This is a genomic window from Thiosulfativibrio zosterae (genome assembly GCF_011398155.1).
Lineage (GTDB): Bacteria > Pseudomonadota > Gammaproteobacteria > Thiomicrospirales > Thiomicrospiraceae > Thiosulfativibrio > Thiosulfativibrio zosterae.
This window is the reverse complement of sequence record NZ_AP021888.1, coordinates 46821-72902: the sequence shown is the minus strand read 5'-3', so window position 1 is coordinate 72902 and position 26082 is coordinate 46821. Positions and strand designations below refer to the sequence as shown.

The following is a 26082-nucleotide window of genomic DNA, read 5'->3' as shown; positions in this document are numbered from 1 at the left end:
TTTAAAGCCTTTTGGGGCTGATTGAGAGTCTGCTATGAAAGCTGCCAAATTGTTTGTGAAATGTTTAGAAAATGAAGGGGTCGAATATATTTTTGGGATTCCTGGTGAGGAAAATCTCGACATTATGGATGCCCTCTTAGACTCTAACATTCAATTCATCACCACCCGTCACGAACAGGGCGCGGCCTTTATGGCGGATGTTTACGGGCGTTTAACTGGTAAAGCGGGCGTGTGTATGTCAACCCTAGGCCCAGGTGCCACCAATTTGGTCACCGGTGTGGCTGATGCCAATATGGACAATGCCCCTTTGGTGGCCATTGCCGGACAAGCGGCCACCACGCGCTTGCACAAAGAGTCGCATCAGGTGGTCGATTTGGTGAGTATGTTCAAACCCATCACCAAATACGCCACCCAAATTCTCGAACCCGAAACCATTCCTGAAGTGGTGCGTAAAGCCTTTAAACTCGCCGAAGCCGAAAAACCCGGTGCTACCTTTATCGACTTCCCCGAAAATATTGCGGAAATGGATTCGGATGAACTGCCGTTACCCACCAGTGCTAATCGACTCACCATGGCAGACGCTGACCTCCTTAAACAAGCCGCCGACCTGATTAAAAATGCCAAATATCCATTGATATTGGCGGGTAATGGCGCCGTGCGCGCTCATGCCCGTGAAGATATTTTGGCCTTTACCCAACGCCATGCGATTCCGGTGGTGAATACTTTTATGGCCAAGGGCATTATCCCTTTCTTTAAAAACTCGATGGCCATGGGCACCGCAGGTTTGCAAAAGGGCGACTATGAAAATGGCGGTTTTAAACAAGCTGATGTGGTGATTTGCGTGGGCTTTGATATGGTGGAATATCACCCACATTTATGGAACCCGAGTCGCTCGCACACCATTATTCACATAGACACCAAAAAATCCGAGGTGGACAACAGCTATATTCCCGCGGTGGAATTGATCGGCAATATTGGACGCAATTTGGTTGCCTTAGGCGAGATGATTGAAGAGCCCATTGCGCCCTCTTTTACAGAGTTCCCGTTGCGGGATGCCATGATTGCAGAAATGAATCGTTGCGCTAACAGTGATGCATGGCCGATGTTACCGCAAAAAATTATTTGGGATTTGCGCACTGCCATGAAAAAAGCCGACATTGCCATCAGCGATGTTGGGGCGCATAAAATGTGGATGGCGCGCCTTTTTAGATGTGATGAACCCAATACCTGCATTATTTCCAACGGTTTTGCCGGCATGGGCATCGCTGTGCCAGGTGCGGTGGCTGCCAAACTGGCTTACCCTGACAAAGGCGTGGTCGCAGTCACCGGTGACGCAGGGTTTATGATGAACTCACAAGAAATTGAAACCGCCTTGCGTTGCCAAACACCGATAGTGATTTTGATTTGGAATGACAGCCAATATGGGCTGATTGAATGGAAACAAAAACGCCGTTTTGGTCGCTCCGCTTTTATAGATTTTAAAAATCCCGACTTTGTAACCTACGCACAATCGTTTGGTGCCATCGGTGTGCGCATCACCGAAGCTAAGCAACTGTTACCTGAATTGCAAAAAGCACTTAAGGCCAATACCGTCACCGTGATTGATTGCCCAGTGGATTATTCAGAGAATGATCAGCTCACTAAATTGCTTGGCAATGTACTGTCTGAAATTGAAGATTAACGCAATCAATATCATTATTCCCTTATTTTAATGAATCGTTTTATCCAGCCAATGCCCTAGTTGTTGGCTGTTTTCCTTTTTTTCTGCCTTTTTATAATCTATCAACCTTAAACTTTATTGAGTTGTTTGATAAAGAAGATTAATGAAGAGGATTACTAAATCATGAATAGCTTAGCTATAATGAATAGTCGTGTATAAAACAAGGAAATTCAGCATGAAATACCCGCTATTCAGAGTTGGTGTGGTTCTTTTAGCCATGCAAGGACTCATCAGTTGTCAAAAAACAGAATCCGCATTTGTTGATTACCAAAAAACTGCCGAAGAACCCTATTTAATGACCTATGCGGTCAATACCGCCAGAACCAAATACAACCAACCCCTTCCTGATTTAAAAGACCTTAACTTAAATTCCGAAAAAGTTGCTCTGGGCAATATGCTGTATCACGATACCCGTTTATCGGGTAATGGCAAACTAACCTGTGCAAGCTGTCACGGACTGGCCATAGGCGGTGACGATAATATGCCGGTCGCCTTAGGTATAAATGGTCAACTGGGCCCAATTAATACCCCAACCGTTTTGAATTCTGGTTTTAACTTTAAACAATTTTGGGATGGTCGTGCTGCCAACCTCAGAAACCAAGCCGAAGGCCCTGTTGCCAACCCTGGCGAAATGGGCGCAGAATGGCCACAGGTGGTTAAGAATATTCAAGCGGTTAAAACCTATCAAAACCTATTTGGCAATCTCTATCCAGAACAAGGCATTTCGGTTTATACCATCACAGATGCCATTGCCGAATTTGAACGAAGCCTGATTACACCCGCACCGATTGACGCTTATTTAAAAGGGAATGACAATGCCCTGAGCGCTAATCAAGCCAAAGGTTATCAATTGTTTCAAAGTTATGGCTGTGTGGCTTGCCACCAGGGCGTGAATTTTGGCGGCAATATGATGCAAAAATTTGGCGCTCTAGAAGCTTACTTCTCTGAAAAGAACGAAAGACAAGTCGACAAAGGTCTGTTTAACTTAACGAAAAAAGAAACCGATAAAAATGTATTTAAAGTGCCCTCGCTGCGCAATATTGAAGTTACTGGACCTTACTTTCACAATGCCGGTGCTAAAACTTTGGATGACGCCATCAAAATTATGGGACTTAATCAATTGGGTCGTAAAATTCCGGATAAAGATCGTGCATTAATTGCAGATTTCTTAACCTCTCTGACAGGCAAGCTTGAAACTCAAGCCATGCTGCCTCCTAAAGAATAACGCGCTTAAGGTCTTCCTATGAAAAACACTGCAAACACTCTGTTAATGACTTTAATTGTCGCCATTATTATTGGGGTCATCAGCATTATTGCCATAAAACCCAACATCAATGAAACCCACCATGAAGCCTATATGAATGGTTATTCTAAGTTGGAAAACTACTTTTTAAGAACCTCTGAAAATGCTTTCAAATCTGGGCGCGGTGGCGTAGGGCACTATGATTTCTTACAAGCCAACTTAGTAAAACTTAAGCGTTATTCTAATGCTTTAGTTTATGTTCCCGAGTTTTTGGATGCGCGTGCAAAACAAGTTTTATTAGAAAAAAATAATGAAGTCATTAAAGACGCTAACCAACTCGATACTTATGTTTTGGAGTTTATGCGTGCCAACTCTTTACTGAGCAACTCAAGAGCTTATTTACCCGAGTTGATTCGAATTCATAAAGTTTCCGAACAAAACATGCTGATGAAACAATTGTTAGCCTATTTAGAGGCGCAAATGTTTCAATATATGTCGGGTAACGAAGCGGTCAAAACCCAAGATATTTTTGTAACACTCAACAGCATTAAACGCTATAAGCAAAACATTTCAGAATCTGATTACACCATTCTTAAAACCCACATCAGTCTGATTATGGAGTATCAACCCAAAGTCCATAAAATTTTAGACAACATCAGCTCTTCCAATATTGAAAAAGCCATCAAAGACTCGCGTGAGTTTTACAGTGGTGAATATTTTAAAGTTAACCGTTTCATCGAAACTCTGTCTAACACGCTGATTGTTTTGGTGATTGCCATGTTGGTGTTGGTGGCCATTTTGATGCTGCAAATTCGCCAAGCCTCGCGCAAAGCGCATGCAGCCAGTGTCGATTTAGAAATCAAACTCAATGAACTGGACCAACAAAAAGCCATTGCCGACAGCAAAGTCATTGAAGCAGAAGCCGCCCAAGCGCAAGTGGCTAAACAACAAAAAGTGACCGAAGAAACCAGCCAAAAACTCAATGTAGCGGTTATGGCTGTGAGCTCTTTAATGGCGCAAGTGGCCAAAGGGAATTTTGGCGAACGCTTACCCATTGAAGGTTTTGAAGGTGACCTAAGCAAACTTAAAGACAGTGTGCATGCCACTTTAGATAGACTACAAGCTTATATGAAAGAAATGGGCACAGTGTCTGACAACTTGGCGCAAGGAAACTTGTCGGTAAAAATTAAAGGTCACTATGAGGGTGAACTCAACCAAGTTAAAACCTCTTTAAATGGTTCCTTGGATAATTTAGCCAGATTAATCAGCGAAGTCTCTCAGGCTTCAACCCATATTCAGCAACAAATTGTTCAGGTGCGTGAAGATTCTGAATCGGTAGAACAAAGCTCCAATCAACAATCTCAAACCCTGCACAGCACTTTACAAGCCGTGGAAGACACCACCGACAAAATTCGCTCTAACACCCAAAACACCAGCAAAGCCACCCAAATTACCGATGAGCAGGTCACCGCTTTAAATGAAGGGATGGCGGTGATGCAACGCATGGTGTCAGCAATGGATGACATAAAAGAATCATCAGGCAAAATTGTCGATATTATTAATCTGATTGACAGCATTGCTTTCCAAACCAATCTTTTGGCGCTTAACGCTGCGGTAGAAGCGGCTAGAGCGGGCGAACAGGGCAGAGGGTTTGCCGTGGTTGCCGGCGAGGTGAGAAATCTGGCTGGTAAGTCGGCAGATGCGGCGAAAGAAATATCAACGCTTATTTCTAACTCTAATGAAAAGGTCAATAATGGGGTAGAGTTGGTTAACCATGTCAATCACTCTTTAGAACAGGTTAAACAAAAAGTCGAAACGCTCCAGCAATCGGTCAATTCCATTAACCAAGCCAGTATTGAACAAAGTCAATCGGCGCAAAACATTACCCAAGCGGTCTCTCAGGCTGAAAATATCAGTCAACACAACACGCAAATGATTCAGCGCACCGTACAACAAATCAATGCGGTATCAGAATCGGCTCAAAATTTGGAACAGGTGGTTAAAGCATTTAAGCTTTAATTTTTTAAACCTATTTAAAAATCCTTTAAAAACCGCCTAAAAATCAATTTTTAGCGGTTTTTTTAACCAGGCCTGGTTATTTTTTATGTAGAATTGCATATAAAAATAAGAGAAATTCAGTATGATTTATATCAAGCGTTCTGCTGAAGGGTCGATTGCCAATATTTATTTCAGTCCCGCTGATGGGTTAGAAGAAGTGAATTTGTTTGATCCTGAATTAAAAATGTTTTTAGACAATGCTCAAAATGATGCCTTGGTTAAAAAGATTTTAGAAAAACTCGATTTGGATATGGTGCGGGTGATCGAAGATATGTTGGATTTAATGATGGCGAAAAACCTCATTCGATTTACTGATTTACCTTTACCCGTACAAAACAAACTGTTATTTAAACGCTCGGTGAGACAATCTTTAGGGTTTAACGCTAATTTTATCAGCGAAGAAGAAACCTTAAATTTTTAAACTTTGGAGACATGGATGGTCAGTAGGGTGCTTTACTTAAAATGGCTGTTCCCATTTATCCTGCTGCTCGGTTTAGTGGGCTGTGGCGATGAATTGCCACCTTATCAGCCACAATACAGCCAAACCCCCATCAATCAAATCACCAAAACTTATATTATTGGCGTTCATCCGCTTCATAATCCCAGCAAACTTTATGAAGTGTTTAATCCTTTAGCCGATTATTTAACACAACACATTAGTAACGCCCAATTCCGTATTCAAGCCTCTAAAGATTACCCCAGTTATGACCAAAAAATTGCCAAGGAATCCTTAGATTTTTTACTGCCAAATCCCTATCAAACTTTAAATGCCATTAAAAAACGCTACAAAGTGATTAATCAAATGGGGTCAAATGATTTATTTAAAGGCATTATTTTGGTCAGAAAAGACCAAAATATTACCGATATTAATCAGCTAAAAGGCAAATCGATTGCCTACCCTGCACCCACGGCTTTGGCTGCAACCATGATGCCGCAATACTACCTAGTCACTCATGGATTAGATATTCAAAATGACACCAAAACACTCTATGTAGGCTCACAGGAGTCTAGTATTTTAAATGTTTATACCGGACAAACCATTGCTTCAGCCACCTGGCCAGTGCCTTGGTTAGAACTTGAAAAACAGCAGCCAGAGATAGCCAATCAATTAGAAATTTTTGCAGAAACCGATACTTTGCCTAATAATAGTTTTATGTACCACACGGTTACAGTGCCAGCCGAATTGGCTTTAAGGGTACAACACTTATTAGCCAACCTAGACCAAACACCAGAAGGTGAGGCTCTTTTAGAAAGAATGAATCTGCAAAAAATTTACCAAGCCAATAATGAAACCTATGCACCTGTGGCAGATTTTATAGAAAAGTTTAGAAAAACCCTGGGCGATAATTCGCTTTTAGATAAAACCAGCAGAGATTAACCTTTTGACTATTTTTCAGTGGCTTTGGCCCAACTCTATTAAATACAAACTTATATTAAGCATTGCCTTGGTAAACGCTTTGCTGATGAGTGTTTTTATATTTGATATGGTGTCAAAGGAACGCAAGTTCTTATTAAAACAAGCCACTGAACACGCGCTTACCCTATCTAAAACCCTGGCCTACAATAGTTTAGAATGGACCTTATCCAGCAACCTAGCTGGGTTAGAGGGGATTTTACAAACCCAAAAAAATCATCCCAATTTAGCCTATGCCATGATTGTAAATATTCAAGGTAAAATCTTGGCGCATACCGATAAAACAAAAGTAGGGCTTTATTTATCTGACCAAACCAGCATTGATTTTTTAGGGTCTACCCAACCCCAAACCATTGTATTAAATAACGAACAAATTATTGATGTGGCTTCTCAAATCAGTATTAAAAACAATAATCTGGCTTGGGCTAGGGTGGCTATCAACAACCAAGATTTACATCAAAACTTACAAGTAATTACCCGCGAAGGATTTATTTATGCATTTTTGGCCATTTTGATTGGTTCATTGATTGCCTGGTTATTGGGTAACAGTTTAACCTTACGCATTAATCACATTATTCAAGCCACTAAAAAATCCAATCCACAACAAACCAATGCCATTTTCAATAATATTAAAAATGATGAGATTGGGGATTTGATGAACAACTTCAATCAAATGGAATCCAAAATCCAGCAGCAATTTGCGCAAATTGAAGATATTGCCCACAAAGATGCGCTAACAGGCTTATATAACCGTTCTAACTTTGAAAAAGAAATTCATAAAACACAGGCCAATAACGCCAAAAACTACCAAAGCGCTGGACTGGTTTTTATAGATATCAGCCGCTTTAAACATTTAAACGATACCTATGGTCACGATCAAGGGGATTTGTTGTTGGTTGAAATTGCCAAACGCATTCAGCATTTTTTAAAACCAACTGATGTGAGTTTTAGATTTGGGGGTGATGAATTTTTAATTATTTTTAATAATTTAAGTAATCAAAATAACTTTTCGCTGTTATCCAATATGACCGCTAATTTATTATTAAATTTAAACGAACCCTATGTATTGAAAAACTTAATTTACAACAGCTATTTTTCAATTGGGGTGACGGTATTTGATGGTGAAAATTACAGCGCTAATGAGCTTTTAAAACAGGCGGACATCGCTTTATTCAAATCTAAAGAATTGGGTAAAAACCAAATTCAATTTTTTGAAGAAAATATGGAAGTCGAAATTAAATACAAAAGTTTGTTAGATGATGCCTTAAAAAATGCCCTGATTAAAGATGAGTTGCATTGGGTAATCCAACCTCAAGTGCATATGGAAACGGGTAAAACCACCGGTGGTGAGGTTTTATTGCGCTGGTATAAAAAAGGCGAACTGGTCAGTCCTGCGGTATTTATACCCATTGCAGAAGACAACCAAACCATTATTCCGATTTCGAATTGGTTGATTGCCAGTGTGTTTGAGTTTATTCAAAAAAATCACATCAACCATCTGGTGATTTCAATTAACCTCAGTCCAATTCACTTTTTTGAAAAAAACCTGGTGGCGTTTTTGAAAGAGGCCATTAAAAAATATGAAATTGTGCCTTACCAAATTAAATTCGAAATTACCGAAGGTATCTTTTTAAATGATCTAGAAGAAACCACCAAAATCTTAAATCAACTCAAAATGATTGGTTTTAAAATTTCGTTGGATGATTTTGGCACCGGTTTTTCATCACTGAGTTATTTAAAAAACCTACCGATTGACCAGCTTAAAATTGATAAAAGTTTTGTGGATGGTTTACCAGACAATGAAAAACCCGCCGCCATTGCCAAAACCATTATCAATTTAACCCATAACTTGTCGATGAGCGTTATAGCAGAAGGGGTTGAAACCCAAGAACAAAAAACCTTTTTATTGGCGCACGATTGCCAAATGTGCCAAGGATTTTTATTTTCTAAACCCTTAGAGCCACAACAGTTCTTGGAATACGCCCGCAAAATCCATCATATTTGATTGCTTAATCTAGCTGAATTAAAGAGGCTTCAACAGACTTTCTTACCGAAGTCACCTCACAGTCTGGAAAACCCATATAAAGCGCTGCAATCAGCTTGGTTTGCGTTTTATCGAGGTTTAAATACTGATAAACACGATCATCACCAATCACTGGGCCAGTGCTCCATTGCACGCCCAGTTGACATTCAGTTGCCATCAATTGAAAATTTTGAATGGCACAGGCACAAGCCGCATAGTCTTCCATCACATCCACAGGATGCTCAACCAATTTTTGCCCCACCAATATCACTTGGGGAATGCGTTGAAATTTTTGAACAGCTTTGTCATATAAACAAGTCCATTCTGGGTCTTGTTGGCTAACCTTTTTAGAGGCGCGATGTTCGGCATAAATTTGCGCCAGCCAAGCTTGACTGACCTCACCTAATTGCCAAAACAACCAAGGTTGTCGCATTTTGTGGTTGGGTGCCCAAATGGCTGCTTCAAGGCATTGATTAAGGATTTCTTGCGGCACTTTTTCGTTAGTAAATTGATAGGTGGTGCGACGATTTTTAATGACAGCTGCGATAGACATAAGACCTCTAACTTCTTTTTTAATCGCGTATAAGTCTAATGAAAACCTGTGAAGAAATGTGCATAAAATGTGAGTATTTTCGGCAAGCCAATTTTATGCACAAACTACCCACATGCAAAACAAGGGGTTATTTGTGGGGTTATTCTGCTTTTAATAACAAGCTAACTGTTTAATAAATAAACTAAAAAATGACTTATCAACGCAAAAAAGCTTCAGTAATAACAATAAAAACAAAAGAATCTATATAAAATAAATAATACTATAGGGATAACTTTTCTCCTTCAAAAAAAGGCTTGTTTAAAAAATGACGCTCAATGAATTGAAATATATTTGTGCCTTAGCTAAAGAAAAACAATTTAAAAAAGCTGCTGAAGTTTGTTTTATCAGCCAACCCACTTTAAGCGTTGCGATTAAAAAAATTGAAGATGAATTAGAAGTCACCCTGTTTGAAAGAAAAAAAAACGAAGTGTTGGTGACCCCAATCGGTGAAAAAATTGTTTTCTTAGCCAATGAAATTTTAAATACCAGCAAACAAATTAAACTCTTAGCCAGTAATGAAAATAAAAGCCAAACAGAACTCAAAATAGGCGCCATTTATACCGTAGGCCCTTATTTACTGCCAAAACTGATTCCCATATTTCATGAGATTTCTCCCAAAACCCATTTAATAGTTGAAGAGAACTATACCCATGTTTTAGCGCAAAAATTACAACAGGGTGAGATAGATGTCATGTTTATTTCCTTACCCTTTCATGAGCCCAATATCGAAACCTTAGAACTTTATACCGAAGACTTTGTGGCAGCTTTACCCAATCAACATCCCTTAGCCAAACATGACCGAGTGTCTTTAGAAAAAATCACCAATGAAACTTTTTTGCTCTTAGGCTCTGGTCATTGTTTTAGAGATCAGGTAACCGAGGCTTACCCTAATTTAATTCACATGAATTATCACAGCGATAATTGGCAAAAGACTTTAGAAGGCAGCTCACTAGAAACCATTCGTTATATGGTAGCATCAGGTGCTGGCATAACCGTACTTCCCTGTTCATCTGTGCAAAATCAACAAAATGATCTGCTCACTTTTAAACCCTTAACCGACCCAGTCCCTAATCGCACAGTCATTATGGCTTGGCGCAAAACCTTCCCTAGAAAAGAATTAATTGAATCGTTAAAACAATCAATTCAAAAAATAAATTTTCATTGTGCTGTACTTGAACCTTAATTCAGACGACAATTTAACTTTTAGATAAAAAGAACCTAAAATGAAATTTTTACAAATTAATTTAATGATATTTAGCAGTTTGGTCAGTTTGCCAAACTTTGCGGCAGAATCTAAACCCATGAATTCTCAGGATCCTTTCGAAAGCTATAATCGAACGATCTATGATTTTAATGTGGGGTTTAATGATTTAATTGGCGAACCGGTTGCCAAAGCTTATATCAATTATGTGCCAGATCCTGCTAAAACGGGGCTTGATAACTTTTTTTCAAATTTGAAAGAACCCATCAATATGCTCAACAGTTTTTTGCAAGGCAAAGGTGAGGCGGGTTTTACCAGTTTAATGCGTTTTTCAATCAATACGGTTTTTGGATTAGGCGGATTATTAGATATTGCGACCCCAGCCAGATTAGTGCATCAGAAAGAAGATTTGGGTCAAACTTTATATCGTTGGGGTGTTTGGAATGAAGCGTCCTTTGTGATGATTCCATTTATAGGGCCTTATACAACAAGAGAGCTGGTTGGTGGATTGATTGACAGTGGTTACGACCCTACCTACCCCTATGTTATTAAAACTGACCAAACAGGTCGTGCTGCGTTTTTTGTGGGTGATAAATTTATCAGTTACACCAAAGTCGTAAATTTAACGGCAGAAATGAAACAACAACCCGACCCTTATATTTTTATGAGAGAGTCTTATTTGCAATATCGCACCAACCTCATTTACGATGGGAAAGCACCGCAACCCAAACTGGATGATTTTAATTTTGAATAACTTTTCAGTGACTCAAGCATGAATACTAACCAACTGAATATTAGATCTGTGCAATTGGATTTAATACTTAAAAATAATACCGTAAGCAGTTTAGGTAATCTGATGATTGCTTTATTCTTAGCCGGTGTTATTTCTATATTTAACCAACCTATGGCTTTGTATATTTGGGCTGGTTATATGTTTTTGGTGTCTAGTTTTCGCTTTTTCTTAGGTAAGTCGATTCAAAGTAAAATAGCCAATCACGAGTTTTCGCAACACTTTGATCATCAGCTTTATAGTATGGTGGTTTTAACCGCATTGGGTTGGGCCTCTTTGCCCATGTTGATGTTTGGTTATGGCAATGAATTTGTAAATGCCTATATCACCATTACCTTAGCGGGCATGGTTGCCGGTAGCATCACTTCACTCACCCCTATAAAACATTATTTTTATACCTTTGTGGTGATTACCCTTTTGCCCTTAATGCTTGCCTTTTTGCAATATGGAGAATTAGAAAAATCCCTGTTTGCTTTGGTTATTTTTATTTTTGGCGCTTTTGTGGTTAAAAACGGCCGTGTTTTTAATGAACATCTGTTACAAAATTTTGAGTTGAACTTAAAAAACAGCGAATTAATTGAAAATCTCAAAGTTCAAACAGACAAAGCCAATAACGCCAATCGCTTAAAAGGCCAGTTTTTGGCCAATATGTCTCACGAAATCAGAACCCCAATGAATGGCATTTTGGGGTTTATTGATATCTTAAAAGAACTCGAAAAAGACCCTCAAAAACTCAGATATTTAAATATTGTTAAGAATTCCAGTGAAGATTTGATGAACATCATCAATGACATTTTAGATTTCAGCAAAATTGAAAGTAATCAGTTTGTTATTCAAGATGCCAATAACCGAGTGCGTTTTGAAATTGAGCAGTGTATTGCGTTAAACGAAGAAAAAATGAGTCAAAAAGACCAAAAAATAATCACTTGTGGCTTAGAAGATTTACCAGAATATTTAAGGTTTGACCCCTTAAGATTTCATCAAATACTCAATAATATTTTGGCCAATGCGATTAAGTTTTCACCCAACGCGACTCAAATAGAACTCACTGCGCATTACGATAAAATTGAACAACTCCTTAAAATCAGCGTTAAAGATCACGGCATTGGTATCGCTCAAGATAAATTGGATGACATTTTTAGACCCTTTATTCAAGCCGATGGTTCTGTCACCCGTGAATACGGTGGCACAGGATTGGGTTTATCCATCAGTAGCCGACTGGTTGAGTTAATGGGTGGCAAAATTTCAGTGACTTCAGAAGTTGGCAAGGGCAGTGAGTTTACCTTTAGTATTATTGCGCCGATTAACAACGCAATACTGCCTAAAAAAGTCCATCACAGTAAGGCTTTACAACAGTTTAACGGCCATATTTTGGTGGTTGAAGACAATTTGGTTAACCAAAAAGTGGTGTCTGCACTATTGAAAAGATTTGGCTTAACTTATGAAATTGCCAGCGACGGACTTGAAGGGGTAAAATCTTTTGAAAAAGGTCATTTTGATTTAATTTTAATGGATCAAAACATGCCTAATATGTCAGGTACCGAAGCTTGCGTTGAAATTCGTAAAAAAGAACAAGCAGCACATTTAAAACCGATTCCCATCATTGCTTTAACCGCAAATGCCATGGAAGGTGATCGGGAATTTTTTATCAATTCAGGGATGGATGAATACATTACAAAACCCATTAAAATTGAAGTATTACAGGAAGTATTCAGTCAGTTTTTGGCCGCGTCATGAACCAAGGAATTTTTATGAAAGACATTAAACCCTTACTGAATTGGGCAATTCAAAATGGCGAATCTAAGATTGTAGATCGTATTTTGGTTAAATTATTGCCAGAATTTTTAGCGGTTAATCAAAAAATTACACCCGAAATGATCGAAAATTCTGACGAAATAGTCGTCCCCGAAAAACTATATCTATTGGCTAAAGAAACAGCCGAAAACTTAGTTTCACTGCCTTATCCAGAAAAGTAATTGGGAGTCGTTATGTTTGATATTCAACAATATAAATTTGATGAGCAACATAATGCAATTGAAATAGCCGGTGAAGCCATGATTTTTCATTGCCATCACTATATCAATTATTTACAACGCTCAATTTTGGATGCTGATTATATAGACAGTCGTTTATTTTTGGTGGGTTCAGCGGCAGATTCTGTGTATTATCAACTCAGCAATTTATGTCAGGGGTTGGCTGAAGATGATGCTAAAAAAATGGCGCAAGATATTTATAAATCGTTTGGTTATGGGTTAATTGATTTATCGTCCATGACTGAAGCGGGTATTGAATTAACCACTTACAAATCCTTCTTTTCAAAAACATGGGTTCAAAAATTTGGTCTGTCTAAAAATCCGGTTGATTACTATACCAGCGGATTTTTAGCCTCAGCCTATGCCGTAATTTATGACAAACCCCTCGCTGAAGTTCAAGCCATCCAAACCACTTGCATGGCCTGTGGTGATGCATTTAATACCCATGTGATTAAGCCAGGCCTGGTTAATTTTGCCATTTATCCACCCAAACAGCCTACCCAATTTAAAGAAGTACCTAAAGTTTCTTTAGACTGGGAATTTGAAGAGGTGGTGACTTCCGCATTTTTAGGTGCGCATGCGCATTTTGTGGGCAATGAAGAAGGGTTTATTCCGGCTTTTGGGGTTTATTTGATTCGTTGTCAAAGTGATTGGGTTAATCGTTTACAGTTTGAGTTTGTTAAATCTATGAGTGAAGTGGCAGGTGAATATGGTGAAACACTTGCCACCGAATTATTGTTAGAAGCGGGCCATGCTTGTGGGTTTTTTACCTACGGCGGGATAATGAATTCTAATGAATGGAACCAAGCGGTTAAACCCTATTTAAAAACCAAAGAAGATTGGATTAAAGGACTCGCTGCCTTAGTCAATACCATGGGTTGGGGTTATCACACAGCGGTAGAACTGTCGCAAGACCGTGCAGTCTTTAGAAACTATAATGATTTTGAAGATATGAGTTATTTGCGTATGTATGGTCAAAATAATTACCCGGTACATTGGGCAAATAGTGGTGGATTTACCGGCTTAATGCAGCTTATTTACAATACCGATATTGTCGATGGCAAACGCATAGATACCGAAGAAGGTTTTAGACAAATGCGTCGTTCTAAAGCCAAGTACAAAACCAAAATGACCAAAGGCATTTCTTGTGGAGATGACTATTTAGAAGTAGAAGTTTTCTTGTAATCATGAATAATCTGGATGTCAGATGAATATTGAGTTAGGTTTTTACGAACAGTTACATCAAGAATGGCGTAAAGTGAATGAAAAAACGCCCTTGATGGATTTATTCAAACTCACAGAAAAGTTTGTTCTTGAGGTTTTGGGTTTTCAAAAGTGCGTCATTTTTTTACATGATGATGCCACGGGTTTATTTAAAGTGCATAGTCATTCCGGTTATAACGACTCAGAAAAGAAAATACTCCCGATGATTAATTTGCTGTTATCTGGCGAAATCATTGAAACCCTGAGAATCGAAAAAAGTCATTTAGATCACACCGAACAAACGCCAGAAATTTTGGTCGAAAAATTTCTCAAAACCTTATCACTTAAAGAAGCCTCGCTGGAATTGTTTGCCGGTGATATAGAGGTTCCCTATGGTTTGATCGTGGTAGGTAATTCTGAAACAACCGAAAACCAAAATTTTACCAATCATACCGCCTTGCGCCATCTAATTTCTAAGCTGTCTTATGCCGTCAATAACATTATTTTTTACCAGGCCTGGGAGCTTGAAAAGCGCACTTTACAAGAAAATATCACTTTAAAAACCCAAGAACTCAGAATAGAAAAAGAAAACTTTGAAGCCATTTATAATGCTTCAAAAGATGGTATTGCGATTTTAGATGTTCATACCACAGCGTTTTTAGAAGCCAATCCTGCTTACCTAGAAATGACGGGAATGACGCGCCAAGAATTACTCAGAACCAGCTGTTTAGCCTTAACCTTGCCAGAAGATATTGAAAAAAGTGAAATGGTTTTAGAGGCGGTTGTCAGTAAAGGCTACTTTAAAGACTTTACCAAAACCTGTGTAGTCAAAGATCAGCAACATATCATTGTGAATATGTCTTTGGTATTGATGAGTGACCAGCAAAGAGTTTTAGTCACTTCAAAAGATGTGACTCAAAAAATTGCCTTAGAAAAAGCGCTCATGGAAGCCAGCGATGAAGTTATGCAGCGTAACTTAGAGTTAAAAACCTTTGCTGAAAACCAAGAACAGTTGGTGCAGCAAAGAACTCAAGAACTGGAAATTGCGCTCAAAAAATCTCAAGCCGCCACCGAAGCCAAAAGTAATTTTTTAGCCACCATGAGCCATGAAATTCGCACCCCCATGAATGGGGTGATAGGTATGACAAATTTATTGCTGGAAACCCCTTTAAATGAAGAGCAAAACCAATATGCTCGGGTTTTAAAAAGCAGCAGCCATTCTTTATTAACCCTAATTAACGATATTTTGGATTTTTCAAAAATTGAAGCTGGCAAATTAGATTTGGAAAAATTACCGATTCATTTAAATGAAATTTTCAAAGATTTATATGATGTATTTGAACCCCAAGCCAAAAGCAAACATTTGCAATTGGTGATGGAAGTGGATAAAAATTGTCCAGAATGGGTATTAACTGACCCAACTCGAATGCGCCAAATTTTATATAACCTAATATCAAATGCCATTAAATTTACCGAAGCCGGTCAAGTCGGTATTACATTAAAACAATTGCCTGAAACCGATTTTTATCAAGTGTCTGTGCAAGACACTGGCATAGGGATGTCGCCTGAAGTCATTCAAAAATTGTTTAATTCCTTTACGCAAGCCGATGCCTCAACCACGCGCAAATATGGTGGCACAGGGCTAGGGTTGGTTATTTGCCAAAAATTAACCGAATTAATGGAAGGCAAAATCTGGGTTGAAAGTGAAGAAGGCAAGGGATCTATATTCCATTTCACCTTTAAAGCACCTGTGACTCAGTCAAATGTGCAAAAACCTCAAGCCGAAAACTCTCAAAGTGATTTATCTAGGATAGACATGCTTTTGGTTGAAGATAATCCAGTGAATCGATTATTAGCCACCAAATTATTGCAAAAATTGGGTATTAATCCAGACATTGCCATGGATGGTTTAGAGGCCTTAGATGCGGTTAAACATAAAGATTACGATATGATTTTGATGGATATTCAAATGCCCAATATGGATGGACTGACAGCCACCCAACATATTCGCCAAATGGCATTAAGCCAACAACCTATTATTATTGCTTTAACTGCGAATGCGTTTACAGAAGATCAAATTGCTTGTAAAGAAGCGGGTATGGATGAGTTTCTCAGTAAACCGATTGATTTTAAAAAGCTTACTGAGATGTTGGTGAATTTAAATAATAGGTTGTTTAAATAAAGCCGTTAATGGTCAGTGTTGGGTGATTTGGCAATATATCGCAACCAAATATACCCAAATAAACCAGCAAACAAAGAGGCAAACAAAATCCCTGTTTTGGCTTCTAGCAACATTTCAGCGCCGCCTGGCGTATCGTACCAAGCCAATTCGGCAATAAAAATCGACATGGTAAATCCAATACCCCCTAAGAAAGACACGCCAAACAATTGGCTCATTGAGGCATTTTTGGGCAATCTGGCAATGCCTAACTTAATGGCAATAAAGGCAACACCAGCAATCCCAATCACTTTACCTAGCACCAATCCACTCATGACGCCTAAAGTCACAGGTTCCATCATCATTTGTCCCATTTGACTAAAATCTAACGCGATACCCGCGTTGGCTAAGGCAAATAATGGGATAACGATTAAGCTCACCGGTAAATGAAAATCGTGTTCTAGTCGATTTAAAGGTGCTTGCACGGCGTGTACTGCATCTTCCATGTGATGCAAAGTGGCTTTTTGTTCATCATGCAACATATGATTTGGACCAATCGGGTGGCGATTAAAGTCCTCGGTCAAATTACACATATGATTTTGGAAAAACTCAGGATTAAATTTGGGTTTTGCGGGAATCGCCAAAGCGGTCAAAATACCGGCAATGGTGGCATGAACGCCTGATTCGAGCATGAAAATCCACATAATACCGCCTACTAAAAAATAGGGCAGTGGATGGTGTATCCCAAATCGATTAAAGGCTAACAGCACGCCAAAAAAGACAAACGACATTCCTAAAGCAAATAAATTTAAATCCGCGGTATAAAAAATCGCAATTACCGAAACCGCAATTAAGTCATCCACAATCGCTAAAGCGACTAAAAAAGTCACCAAAGCCACGGGCACGCGGCGCCCTAATAACACCAAAGCACTGATGGCAAAGGCAATATCGGTGGCCATGGGAATTCCCCAGCCATTTTCACTGGGTAAGCCTGCGTTGATATAAACATAAATCAAAGCGGGGAAAGCCACACCACCAATGGCAGCTAAAATCGGTAGAATGGCATTTCTAACATCCGACAATTCGCCGACCAAAATTTCGCGTTTGATTTCTAAACCTATCACAAAAAAGAATAACGCCATCAATCCATCATTAATCCAATGATGTAAGCTGTGGTCAATGCTAAAACCGCCAAGACTGATGGTCAGGTGCGTATGAAAGAGATGTTTGTAACTTTCGGCAATTGGGCTGTTGGCTAAGATCAGTGCAACCACTGTCATCATCATCAAGACCAAACCGGTGGTGGTTTGTTGATGGAGAAAGTGCTCAAAAGGGGTGGCGACTTTATTAAAAGCCCTTTCCCAAGGCGCGTAAATCTTATAGTCTTTTATACTTTTAATCATCGACTTTTCCTAATTTAAGAATTAAGTATTTATAATACACAGAATCAATTTTGATAAAAAGGAAAAATCATGACTTCGGTCTTCAGCATTTTAAGCACTATTTTGATGGTATTTTTACCAGGCCTGGCCCTAGCATCAGGTTCTGTGCTACCAGAAAACCTAGATTTAACGACCCATTGGGTCGGTTATACCAGTTTGGCGATTTTTGTGATTGCCTATTTGTTTGTGATGACCGAAGAATTCACCCATTTGCGCAAATCCAAACCGGTCATTTTGGCAGCAGGGATTATTTGGGTGTTGATTGCCATTGCTTACAGCAATATGGGCTTTCCGCACGCCGCTGAAGAAGCGGTGCGCCACAATATTTTAGAATACGCGGAATTATTCCTGTTCTTATTGGTCGCCATGACTTATATCAACGCCATGGAAGAGCGCAATGTATTTGCCGCTTTACGAGGCTGGTTAGTGTCTAAAGGCTTTAGTTATCGCCAACTCTTTTGGATTACCGGATTTTTAGCCTTCTTTATTTCACCAGTTGCCGACAACCTGACCACCGCTTTATTAATGGGCGCGGTCATTTTGGCGGTGGGTATTAATTCGCCTAAATTTGTCACCTTGTCGTTTATTAATGTGGTGGTGGCGGCCAATGCGGGCGGTGCTTTCAGTCCTTTTGGTGACATCACCACCTTGATGGTTTGGCAAAAAGGCGTGTTAAGTTTTACTGAGTTCTTTGATTTGTTTATTCCATCTTTGGTCAACTTTGTGGTGCCAGCGATGATTATGATGTTCTTTATTCCTAAGCAAATCCCAGATCCGATTGATGTGGTTATTTATTTAAGACGCGGTGCCAGACGCATCATTGCGTTGTTTTTATTGACCATTACCACCGCTGTATCAATGCATATGCTGTTCCATTTACCCCCGGTATTAGGCATGATGACTGGCTTGGCCTATTTGCAGTTTTTTGCCTATTACCTCAAGAAAACCGGCGAAATGTCTTATGAAATTGGCAATACGGGAGAAGGCGAAACCCACCCAGAATCCAAGCCCATTACTTTTGATATTTTCAACAAGATTGCCCGTGCCGAGTGGGACACACTATTTTTCTTCTTCGGAATTATCTTAGTGGTCGGTGGTTTAGGCACGATTGGTTATCTAGCCATGGCTTCAGAAGTGATGTATACCCAATGGGGTGCGACCGAAGCCAACATTACCGTGGGTATTATGTCGGCCATAGTAGATAACATTCCGGTGATGTATGCGGTACTCACCATGAACCCAAGTATGTCGGATGGTCATTGGTTATTGGTGACCTTAACCGCAGGCGTTGGGGGTTCTTTATTGTCCATAGGTTCGGCGGCCGGTGTGGCCTTGATGGGACAATCCAGAGGCATGTATACCTTTATGGGACACCTAAAATGGATGCCCGTGGTGGCGTTAGGTTATGCCGCCAGTATTTGGGTGCACTTTATGATTAATGCCGAACTCTTTACCATCATCAAATAAAACACTCTAGCCCGCTTTGCGGGCTTTTTTGACGCTTTACAAAGGATGCCAACATGACCCTAAATTGGTTTGAAATGTCGATGGAACTGCTGGGTGGCTTGGCGATATTTTTATATGGCCTAGACATGATGATTAAGGGCCTCTTGGCTGTGGCCGGTGAAAAGATGAAAGTTTTCATGGGCAAACTCACCACCAATCGCGTCACGGGTGCTATTTCTGGGGCAGTGGTCACCGGGGTTATTCAATCGTCATCGGCCACCACTGTTTTGGTAGTGGGGTTTGTGTCGGCTGGGTTTATTACCGTGACACAAGCGGCCAGTATTATCATGGGTGCCAATTTAGGGACCACCATGACAGCGCAGATAGTGGCGTTTAAAGTGACCAATTTGGCATTATTGATGGTGGCTTTTGGGTTTTTGTTACAGTTTTTAGAACGCTCCAGTCAGCAAAAAAGTATTGGTCAACTCATCATGGGGTTAGGGTTGGTGTTTTTTGGGATGAATGTCATGGGCAGCGGTATGGCACCGCTCAAAAGTTTTGAACCCTTTTTAGAATTAATGCGTGAATTACAAAATCCATTTTACGGTATTTTGGTGGGGTTTTTATTTACCGCTTTGGTGCAATCTTCATCAGCCACCATTGGGATTGTGATTGTCATGGCCTCGAGTGGATTGATTACACTGCCAGCCGGTATTGCCATTGCCATGGGTGCCGATATAGGCACTTGCACCACCGCTTTACTAGCCGCCTTGGGTAAAACGCGTGATGCCCTAAGAACCGCTTTAGTTCATGTCACCTTTAATGTGATGGGTGTTTTGATTTGGTTGCCATTTTTGGGGAGTTTGGCGGCTTTAGCTATCGCCATTTCACCTGGCGATATGCAAGGGATTAACAGTATTTCACAAGATGTGCCGCGTGAAATTGCCAATGCCAATACCTTGTTTAAGCTCTCGGCTTTGGTGTTGTTTTTACCTATGATTCCGCTGTTTGTGTGGTTTGTGAATAAACTGGTGCCGGTGATTCCTGAAGAAAGTCACTCCAAAGAAATCAAACCGCTGTTTTTGGACGAAAGTTTGGCAGGCACAGCCAGCTTGGCATTTGGTAACCTAAAAATGGAATTGGCGAATTTTCAGACAGAATTTGCCAAATTTTTTGCCCATGTGATTCGCTATTCCGAAAACACCCAACTCAGTCAATTGGCATTTGAAGACAGCAGTTTGATTCGTTTAAAACGCTATCAACAAGCCATTTTGGAGTATATCGGTAAAATCAGTCGCTCCGACTTGGATGATGATCAACAGGCTTATTATGTCAAAATGATTACCTTGGTAAACACCCTATCGATTATTTTAGAAACCATTGAATATAATCTGCTCAAAACCAAACACGAAGCGCTTTCACGAAAACTCAAACCCAGTAAAACCATGGAAGAGTTGATGGATACTTTAGCCAAAGAAGTTGCCAAAGCCATAGATAATGCCTTGTTGTCCTTGCAAGACGACCAACACGACAAAGCCGTGCTAGTGGTCACTGCCAAACCCACCATTAACCATTTAATGGAAGAGGCCTTGACGCATCAAGCTAAAAACTTTCAAGCGAACGAGCAGCGAATGCAAATTTTTAGATTTGAAATGCAAATCGTTGAAGGGCTCAAAACCCTATTTTTTGAAGCCAAACGCATCGCCAAACTCAATATTCAGGAAAACGCATGAAACTGATTTTTACAACGCTCATCTTGCTGACCCTCAGTGGGTGTGGCAACCAAGTCTTTATTAAAAAAGACAAACAAACCGACCAAGCTTTCCGCAGCGATAGCCTGTATTGCAAAGGCGAAGCCACCGGCGCTTGGCAAAATCAAAACGGCACCAGTGCTGTGCAAATCAAATCTCAAACCATGGTGCCCATGACCTATGAAGACTGCATGCGTCAAATGGGTTATCAGCAGCAATAAAACCCTTAAAACCCCCCGATTTTTGTGCCAAATTCAACCAGGCCTGGTCATTTTAATGGCGGTTTTGGCGCTTAATCGAACGTTGGATGAATCAAATATTCAGGATGGGTCATTTCTTCATTGGCATGGTCGCTGCTGTGAATTTCGTATTCTGTAAAGTGGCCATCTGGCAGTTCTAACATTTCTTTGGCAACTTTTTCTAGGTAGCTATGGTCGTTGTGTTTGGTTTTAAAAATTAAGCCGTGTTTGCCACTGACTTTTAAAACAAAATGTTCGCTATTTAACGCATTTTCTTGCATGATATTCTCCGTAGTCTCAATTTTATGTAACGTTGTTTTCAAGGAGTGAAAATGAAATTTTTAACCTCAAAAAATAGTTTGGCTGGTCTATTAGGATTGGCGCTGATGTTTTCGCAAAATGCCTTTGCAGAAGCGGTGCAAATTAAAGCCAATGGTTTAACGGTCAATGGCGATTTGCAATTGGCAGACGGCAAAACCCTGCAGGATGGCGTTGTTCTGTTTACCCATGGTACTTGGATGAACCAAGATTATAGTACCGCAAAAATGCTCAAGAAAAACTTAACGGAAGCTGGGCAAAGTGTGTTGGCCATCAGCTTAAGTTTGGGCATGGACAATCGTAAAGAGATTGCCATGACATCTTGCGACAGACCTCATACCCATAAGCATACGGATGCCCTAACGGAAATTGACGCCTGGGTAAAATGGTTAGAAAAGCAGGGTGTTAAAGATATTACCCTAGTGGGTCATTCGCGTGGCGGTAACCAAACGGCTTGGTATGCCTCTTTGCATAATGACGATAAAGCGATTAAACAGGTCGTCTTGTTTGCGCCACAACTTTGGTCTTGGGAAGACGAAGTGGCTGAGTATCAAACCAAATATCAGCAAGACTTGAATGCATTGGTTAAAAAAGCCAATGACTTGGTGAAAGCTGGTAAAGGCGATACGCTAATGCCCAAAACCAATTTTGTGTATTGCAAAGAAAGCCCAGTCAGTGCTGCCAGTTTTGCAGACTATTACCAAAATAATCCCATGATGGACACCTTGCATGTGCTGCCCAATATTCAAAAACCTGTGTTAGTGTTTGCCGGAACAGACGATAAAGTGGTGGTGGATTTACCGAAAAAAATCGAACCAATTTTAGAAGCCCATAACAACATAGAAGTGTTTGAAGTAGATGGTGCAGACCATTTCTTCTTAGATTTTGCCGGTGAAGATGCGGTTAATCATATGAATGAGTTTATGGCCAAATAGTCTAAAATTTTTAACCAAAAAAATCCCCAATAGTCATTGGGGATTTTAAGCCTTATAAAACGTCTATAAAACAGTCCAATCTTAAAGACCCTATCTTTGCATTTCTTAAAAATCCCCTCAGGATCGGATCATTTCAAACTAACCATTTATTATTGGTTGAGTCGGTTGTGGCAAGTTGCTACAATTGAATCAAATTACTACAAAAAGGATTATGGTATGGCGACCGCAAGCATTAGACTGGATGAGTCTCTCGTTGAAAAAGCTGGAATTATGGCAAAAGCCTTCAATAGAAGCGTTCCTAAACAGATTGAACATTGGGCAAAAATTGGTGAGATGATGGAAGACAATCCTGATTTGCCATATGAATTTGTAAGACAGGTCATTATCTCTCAAGCCGAAAAGGATGCTGGAAAATTGGAGCCCTATGAGTTCGGTTAAACAAGTTCTTCAATCCCCTAACTTTCAAAAAGCGGCCAAAAAACTTTACCCAAATCAAAAGAAAGATTTGGACAAAGCGGTTAAATTATTAATGGATAAGCCCGAACTTGGAGAAAAGAAAAAAGGTGATTTGGCTTATTTAAGAGTTTACAAATTCAAGATGGTTAAACAAGAAGTTCTCTTGGGCTATTCATACCAAGAAGACCAATTGATTTTGGAGTTATTAGCACTGGGAAGTCATGAAAACTTTTATCGTGATGTAAAAAACAGCCTATAGAAAAAAATAGAGGTTCTTTTAAATAGGCTGTATTCTTAGTGGCCTTAGAAGGTTAGCTTATAAAAACCACCTAACGCCCGAGTTATTTTTTGGATAACTTGGGTGTTTGATTTAAACGCATTGAAGAATGGCCCGCAATTTTGAAAATTTGGGTATCTTCTCTGAGCTGCATGGCTTGGTCTTTTAAGCTTTCGGCTGCCGCAGAAGTTTGTTCTACTAAGGCAGCATTTTGCTGTGTAACCTGGTCAATTAATCCTAACGCCTGATTAACCTCACCTACTCCACGAGCCTGTTCTGACGAGGTAGAAGCAATATTACCAATCATATCAGTGACTTCACTGATGGTTTTATTCATTTCTCCCAAAACCCTTTCAGATTCACTGGCCAATGCAGTGCCGCGGTTAATCAGTTCAATGCTGTCGCCAATGAGTTTACTGATGTCTTTGGCGGCATCGGCAGATTTTCCTGCCAAGTTGCGCACTTCGCCTGCCACCACGGCAAATCCACGACCATGTTCACCCGCTCTTGCGGCTTCAACCGCAGCATTTAATGCCAGTAGATTGGTTTGGAAAGCAATGCCATCTATCAGGCTGACAATTTCACCAATTTTATGGCTTGAACCTTGAATGGCATTCATGGCTTCGATGGTTTCATGCATGACTTTACCAGCCGTTTTAGAATTCTCATCCAGTTGATGTTCTAGGTGATCGACATTGATGACATTTTCGGCATTATGTTTAATGGCTGAGTTGATTTCAGACATGGTGGCGGAGGTTTCTTCCATAGAAGCGGCTTGTTGTTGTACTGAATCGCTCAAACTTTGTGAACCCAAAGAAACCTCGTCTGCCGCACTGGAGACATTTTGCGAAGCGATAATGACTTTTTCGATAATTTGGCTCAGTTGGTTGGCATTGTTATTAATCGCATTTTTTAGGGTGAGTAGATCGCCTTCACAATCGACGGCAACGCGCTGCACCAAATCGCCTTGGCTTTGGCTATCCATGACCTGAGTGATGTTTTGAATAATTTCATTAAGGTTGGTTAAACTTTTGTTAATGGCATTTTTTAACACATTTAATGAGCCTTGCGCATCGCTGGTGACGCGTTTGTGGAAAACCCCTTGCGAAACTTCCAGCATGATTTGATTGGTTTGTTGGATGATGAGGTCAAGTTTTTGCATGGCATGACTGGTGTCTTGCAAAATATCGGCAAACACGCCTTTGGCCTCAACATTTAGGTTAATGTTAAATTCGCCTTGATTTAAGTGATTAACCGCTTTGCCTATTTCGGTAATCATTTGGCTGACATTTTCGGCACTTTCATTAACGCCATTTTGCAGCTTGAGCAAATCACCCACATACCGACCATTGATGCGTTGGTTTAAATCGCCATTGGCGAGCGCGTGAATGGCTTTGTTGGCCTCTTTAACAGCAGTGCTCACTTTGTCTAGGTGATGGTTTATCGCTTGAGCAGTTTGGCCAACTTCATCTTGGGTTTGGATGTTGGAGCGAATATTAAAATCGCCCGTTTCTTCAATGTCACTCATGGTTTTTTTCAAACTTTCGAGCGGTTTAATCACCAGTTTAATCACCGCAAATAATAGAATCATCGCTAAAATTAAAATGGCTAAAATCACGCTCAACAGCGTCATCCAAGCTTGGTTTTTGGCTTCTGTGAGCGGATTGGTGAAGACGCTTTTATCTTGAATGAAAATTTGGCGAGCAAAAATACGGTTTTCTTGATCGTAAGCAGGTAAATCGACCACAACGGAATCACCACTGAGATAAACAGCGCTTTGTTTGCCATTAATCGGTTGATAAACCTGTTTGGTCAACTCGATGACCTCAGGAGAAAACCATTTGTTATTGGCCAAAACATAACGATCGGTCATGGGGTTAAGTTTTTCGATGGCTTTTAAACTACCGGTGGTTTTTTGAACATATTCTTTATCAATGAGCATAATCCAAGCCCCTTGATATTCATTGGTAAAGTCACGCGAAATCGACCCTACGCCTTGCACCATGGTGGTTAACCCAAGCAATTCTTTGTTATTTAACACCGGTGTCACAGAAGTAATCACCACGCCGCGCTCTCCAAACGATAAAGAACCTTGCGCTTTTTTGCTTTGTAAAACGGCTTTGATTAACGCATCACCACTTTGGTCATTACCGGGTGAGTTCAAATTCCACGAACGCAAAACCGATTTGCCTTGCGCATCTAACACTTCACTGAAGATACCGCGAAAATTGGTTTTTTCAGCATAGTCATCTTTGAGAGTTTTAAATAAGGTTTTTAACGCGGCTTGATTGCCTGTTGTTAAGGCTTCAAGGGCTGCAGGTTGCAAAGAAACCATGGTGGCGCCGACTATCCCAGCCTGAATTTTTAAATCCATTTTACTGTCGATAAACTGCTGCATTTGCAAGGTGAGATTATCTTTAACATGCTGTTCAACGGGTTTAATTTGGTTGATGTATAAAAAAGTGCCTAAACCTAAAGATACGGTTAGGGCGACGCCCAAAGAAACTTTTAAGACAATGGTTTTTAATGAATGCTTTTGCATAGGGTTCTTCCAATGTTCTTTCAATTAACAAATGACTGAGAAGAGAAAAATAATGAATAATTCGAACTACATTATAAGTAAAAATCAGCAGTATGCAAAATAGAAAAGCGTTATCACAGGTCATTAAAAAGTCATTTAAACTTTGTGTCATTCTGGCAAGTGTATTATTTTGCAACAGGCTTGATTTTTTAGGTATTTCACATAAATTTTTTATTTCAATTAGCGTCATTTGATGATGTAA

Annotated in this window: 22 protein-coding genes; 18 read left to right on the top strand and 4 right to left on the bottom strand. The window is 39.9% G+C overall.

Annotated elements, in window-relative coordinates:
• The first annotated feature begins 34 nt into the window (after positions 1 to 34).
• From THMIRH_RS00285 to THMIRH_RS00260, 6 genes are all read left to right on the top strand, one after another.
• Positions 35 to 1681 (top strand): acetolactate synthase large subunit, encoded by a 1647-nt coding sequence (locus tag THMIRH_RS00285; protein ID WP_173289618.1) that lies wholly within the window; start codon positions 35 to 37, stop codon positions 1679 to 1681.
• 214 nt (positions 1682 to 1895) lie between these two features.
• Positions 1896 to 2945 (top strand): cytochrome-c peroxidase, encoded by a 1050-nt coding sequence (locus tag THMIRH_RS00280; RefSeq protein WP_173289616.1) that lies wholly within the window; start codon positions 1896 to 1898, stop codon positions 2943 to 2945.
• A gap of 18 nt (positions 2946 to 2963) precedes the next feature.
• A complete protein-coding gene (locus THMIRH_RS00275) occupies positions 2964 to 4982 on the top strand; it encodes a methyl-accepting chemotaxis protein (protein ID WP_173289614.1) in 2019 nt (672 codons plus the stop codon).
• 121 nt (positions 4983 to 5103) lie between these two features.
• Entirely contained in the window at positions 5104 to 5442 is a 339-nt protein-coding gene (locus THMIRH_RS00270; RefSeq protein WP_173289612.1) for a hypothetical protein, read from the top strand.
• A 15-nt stretch (positions 5443 to 5457) separates the two neighbouring features.
• On the top strand, positions 5458 to 6399 hold the full coding sequence (locus THMIRH_RS00265) for a phosphate/phosphite/phosphonate ABC transporter substrate-binding protein (RefSeq protein WP_173289610.1): 942 nt from the start codon (positions 5458 to 5460) through the stop codon (positions 6397 to 6399).
• 85 nt (positions 6400 to 6484) lie between these two features.
• The gene (locus tag THMIRH_RS00260) at positions 6485 to 8440 is read left to right on the top strand and encodes an EAL domain-containing protein (RefSeq protein ID WP_173289608.1); all 1956 of its coding nucleotides are present in this window, start codon (positions 6485 to 6487) and stop codon (positions 8438 to 8440) included.
• 4 nt (positions 8441 to 8444) lie between these two features.
• On the opposite strand, the gene THMIRH_RS00255 is transcribed toward THMIRH_RS00260, so the two are convergent.
• Positions 8445 to 9011, bottom strand: coding sequence for a nitroreductase family protein (locus THMIRH_RS00255; RefSeq protein ID WP_173289606.1), 567 nt, complete (start codon positions 9009 to 9011; stop codon positions 8445 to 8447).
• A gap of 304 nt (positions 9012 to 9315) precedes the next feature.
• On the opposite strand from THMIRH_RS00255, the gene THMIRH_RS00250 reads away from it, so the two are divergent.
• The 6 genes from THMIRH_RS00250 to THMIRH_RS00225 all read left to right on the top strand — a co-directional run bounded on the left by THMIRH_RS00250 (position 9316) and on the right by THMIRH_RS00225 (position 16459).
• A complete protein-coding gene (locus THMIRH_RS00250; protein WP_173289604.1) occupies positions 9316 to 10233 on the top strand; it encodes a hydrogen peroxide-inducible genes activator in 918 nt (305 codons plus the stop codon).
• 40 nt (positions 10234 to 10273) lie between these two features.
• Positions 10274 to 11005: an MlaA family lipoprotein gene (locus THMIRH_RS00245; RefSeq protein ID WP_173289602.1), complete on the top strand. Its 732-nt coding sequence runs from the start codon at positions 10274 to 10276 to the stop codon at positions 11003 to 11005.
• Between the two features lie 102 nt (positions 11006 to 11107).
• On the top strand, positions 11108 to 12778 hold the full coding sequence (locus tag THMIRH_RS00240) for an ATP-binding protein (protein WP_173289600.1): 1671 nt from the start codon (positions 11108 to 11110) through the stop codon (positions 12776 to 12778).
• 14 nt (positions 12779 to 12792) lie between these two features.
• Positions 12793 to 13017 carry a hypothetical protein gene (locus THMIRH_RS00235; protein ID WP_173289598.1) on the top strand — a complete coding sequence of 75 codons (225 nt, stop codon included), beginning with the start codon at positions 12793 to 12795 and terminating at the stop codon, positions 13015 to 13017.
• A 12-nt stretch (positions 13018 to 13029) separates the two neighbouring features.
• On the top strand, positions 13030 to 14259 hold the full coding sequence (locus THMIRH_RS00230) for a hypothetical protein (protein ID WP_173289596.1): 1230 nt from the start codon (positions 13030 to 13032) through the stop codon (positions 14257 to 14259).
• Between the two features lie 22 nt (positions 14260 to 14281).
• Positions 14282 to 16459, top strand: a complete 2178-nt coding sequence (locus THMIRH_RS00225; RefSeq protein WP_173289594.1) for an ATP-binding protein — start codon at positions 14282 to 14284, stop codon at positions 16457 to 16459.
• Between the two features lie 5 nt (positions 16460 to 16464).
• Here the strand turns inward: THMIRH_RS00225 and nhaA are convergent, their stop codons facing one another.
• Complete coding sequence (gene nhaA / locus THMIRH_RS00220; protein WP_173289592.1) at positions 16465 to 17838, bottom strand: Na+/H+ antiporter NhaA; 1374 nt, start codon at positions 17836 to 17838, stop codon at positions 16465 to 16467.
• Positions 17839 to 17907: 69 nt separating this feature from the next.
• Here nhaA and nhaD point away from each other — a divergent pair, with 69 nt between their 5' ends.
• The 3 genes from nhaD to THMIRH_RS00205 are packed head-to-tail and all read left to right on the top strand — an operon-like array spanning position 17908 to position 21295.
• Positions 17908 to 19344 (top strand): sodium:proton antiporter NhaD, encoded by a 1437-nt coding sequence (gene nhaD / locus THMIRH_RS00215; RefSeq protein WP_173289590.1) that lies wholly within the window; start codon positions 17908 to 17910, stop codon positions 19342 to 19344.
• A gap of 53 nt (positions 19345 to 19397) precedes the next feature.
• Positions 19398 to 21056 carry a Na/Pi cotransporter family protein gene (locus THMIRH_RS00210; protein ID WP_173289588.1) on the top strand — a complete coding sequence of 553 codons (1659 nt, stop codon included), beginning with the start codon at positions 19398 to 19400 and terminating at the stop codon, positions 21054 to 21056.
• Positions 21053 to 21295, top strand: coding sequence for a hypothetical protein (locus THMIRH_RS00205; RefSeq protein ID WP_173289586.1), 243 nt, complete (start codon positions 21053 to 21055; stop codon positions 21293 to 21295). Before THMIRH_RS00210 ends, THMIRH_RS00205 begins: the two co-directional genes overlap by 4 nt.
• Positions 21296 to 21366: 71 nt before the next feature.
• On the opposite strand, the gene THMIRH_RS00200 is transcribed toward THMIRH_RS00205, so the two are convergent.
• Complete coding sequence (locus tag THMIRH_RS00200) at positions 21367 to 21594, bottom strand: hypothetical protein (RefSeq protein WP_173289584.1); 228 nt, start codon at positions 21592 to 21594, stop codon at positions 21367 to 21369.
• A 51-nt stretch (positions 21595 to 21645) separates the two neighbouring features.
• On the opposite strand from THMIRH_RS00200, the gene THMIRH_RS00195 reads away from it, so the two are divergent.
• The 3 genes from THMIRH_RS00195 (at position 21646) to THMIRH_RS00185 (ending at position 23281) form a co-directional block, all read left to right on the top strand.
• Complete coding sequence (locus tag THMIRH_RS00195; RefSeq protein ID WP_173289582.1) at positions 21646 to 22566, top strand: alpha/beta hydrolase; 921 nt, start codon at positions 21646 to 21648, stop codon at positions 22564 to 22566.
• A gap of 216 nt (positions 22567 to 22782) precedes the next feature.
• Positions 22783 to 23004 (top strand): TA system antitoxin ParD family protein, encoded by a 222-nt coding sequence (locus THMIRH_RS00190; RefSeq protein ID WP_173289580.1) that lies wholly within the window; start codon positions 22783 to 22785, stop codon positions 23002 to 23004.
• Positions 22991 to 23281, top strand: coding sequence for a type II toxin-antitoxin system RelE/ParE family toxin (locus THMIRH_RS00185; RefSeq protein WP_173289578.1), 291 nt, complete (start codon positions 22991 to 22993; stop codon positions 23279 to 23281). The genes THMIRH_RS00190 and THMIRH_RS00185 overlap by 14 nt, the downstream gene beginning before the upstream one ends.
• Positions 23282 to 23363: 82 nt before the next feature.
• Here THMIRH_RS00185 and THMIRH_RS00180 read toward each other — a convergent pair whose 3' ends face one another.
• The gene (locus THMIRH_RS00180; RefSeq protein WP_173289576.1) at positions 23364 to 25841 is read right to left on the bottom strand and encodes a methyl-accepting chemotaxis protein; all 2478 of its coding nucleotides are present in this window, start codon (positions 25839 to 25841) and stop codon (positions 23364 to 23366) included.
• Between the last annotated feature and the right edge of the window lie 241 nt (positions 25842 to 26082).

What these genes read in the sequence shown, in the direction of transcription:
- THMIRH_RS00270 (WP_173289612.1), top strand. Translation starts at nt 5,104, where the DNA reads ATGATTTATATCAAGCGTTCTGCTGAAGGGTCGATTGCCAATATTTAT.
- THMIRH_RS00235 (WP_173289598.1), top strand. Translation starts at nt 12,793, where the DNA reads ATGAAAGACATTAAACCCTTACTGAATTGGGCAATTCAAAATGGCGAA.
- THMIRH_RS00210 (WP_173289588.1), top strand. Translation starts at nt 19,398, where the DNA reads ATGACCCTAAATTGGTTTGAAATGTCGATGGAACTGCTGGGTGGCTTG.
- THMIRH_RS00230 (WP_173289596.1), top strand. Translation starts at nt 13,030, where the DNA reads ATGTTTGATATTCAACAATATAAATTTGATGAGCAACATAATGCAATT.
- THMIRH_RS00250 (WP_173289604.1), top strand. Translation starts at nt 9,316, where the DNA reads ATGACGCTCAATGAATTGAAATATATTTGTGCCTTAGCTAAAGAAAAA.
- THMIRH_RS00255 (WP_173289606.1), bottom strand. Translation starts at nt 9,011, where the DNA reads ATGTCTATCGCAGCTGTCATTAAAAATCGTCGCACCACCTATCAATTT.
- THMIRH_RS00280 (WP_173289616.1), top strand. Translation starts at nt 1,896, where the DNA reads ATGAAATACCCGCTATTCAGAGTTGGTGTGGTTCTTTTAGCCATGCAA.
- THMIRH_RS00195 (WP_173289582.1), top strand. Translation starts at nt 21,646, where the DNA reads ATGAAATTTTTAACCTCAAAAAATAGTTTGGCTGGTCTATTAGGATTG.
- THMIRH_RS00185 (WP_173289578.1), top strand. Translation starts at nt 22,991, where the DNA reads ATGAGTTCGGTTAAACAAGTTCTTCAATCCCCTAACTTTCAAAAAGCG.
- THMIRH_RS00180 (WP_173289576.1), bottom strand. Translation starts at nt 25,841, where the DNA reads ATGCAAAAGCATTCATTAAAAACCATTGTCTTAAAAGTTTCTTTGGGC.
- nhaD (WP_173289590.1), top strand. Translation starts at nt 17,908, where the DNA reads ATGACTTCGGTCTTCAGCATTTTAAGCACTATTTTGATGGTATTTTTA.
- THMIRH_RS00240 (WP_173289600.1), top strand. Translation starts at nt 11,108, where the DNA reads ATGATTGCTTTATTCTTAGCCGGTGTTATTTCTATATTTAACCAACCT.
- THMIRH_RS00225 (WP_173289594.1), top strand. Translation starts at nt 14,282, where the DNA reads ATGAATATTGAGTTAGGTTTTTACGAACAGTTACATCAAGAATGGCGT.
- THMIRH_RS00260 (WP_173289608.1), top strand. Translation starts at nt 6,485, where the DNA reads ATGAGTGTTTTTATATTTGATATGGTGTCAAAGGAACGCAAGTTCTTA.
- THMIRH_RS00205 (WP_173289586.1), top strand. Translation starts at nt 21,053, where the DNA reads ATGAAACTGATTTTTACAACGCTCATCTTGCTGACCCTCAGTGGGTGT.
- nhaA (WP_173289592.1), bottom strand. Translation starts at nt 17,838, where the DNA reads ATGATTAAAAGTATAAAAGACTATAAGATTTACGCGCCTTGGGAAAGG.
- THMIRH_RS00265 (WP_173289610.1), top strand. Translation starts at nt 5,458, where the DNA reads ATGGTCAGTAGGGTGCTTTACTTAAAATGGCTGTTCCCATTTATCCTG.
- THMIRH_RS00285 (WP_173289618.1), top strand. Translation starts at nt 35, where the DNA reads ATGAAAGCTGCCAAATTGTTTGTGAAATGTTTAGAAAATGAAGGGGTC.
- THMIRH_RS00275 (WP_173289614.1), top strand. Translation starts at nt 2,964, where the DNA reads ATGAAAAACACTGCAAACACTCTGTTAATGACTTTAATTGTCGCCATT.
- THMIRH_RS00200 (WP_173289584.1), bottom strand. Translation starts at nt 21,594, where the DNA reads ATGCAAGAAAATGCGTTAAATAGCGAACATTTTGTTTTAAAAGTCAGT.
- THMIRH_RS00190 (WP_173289580.1), top strand. Translation starts at nt 22,783, where the DNA reads ATGGCGACCGCAAGCATTAGACTGGATGAGTCTCTCGTTGAAAAAGCT.
- THMIRH_RS00245 (WP_173289602.1), top strand. Translation starts at nt 10,274, where the DNA reads ATGAAATTTTTACAAATTAATTTAATGATATTTAGCAGTTTGGTCAGT.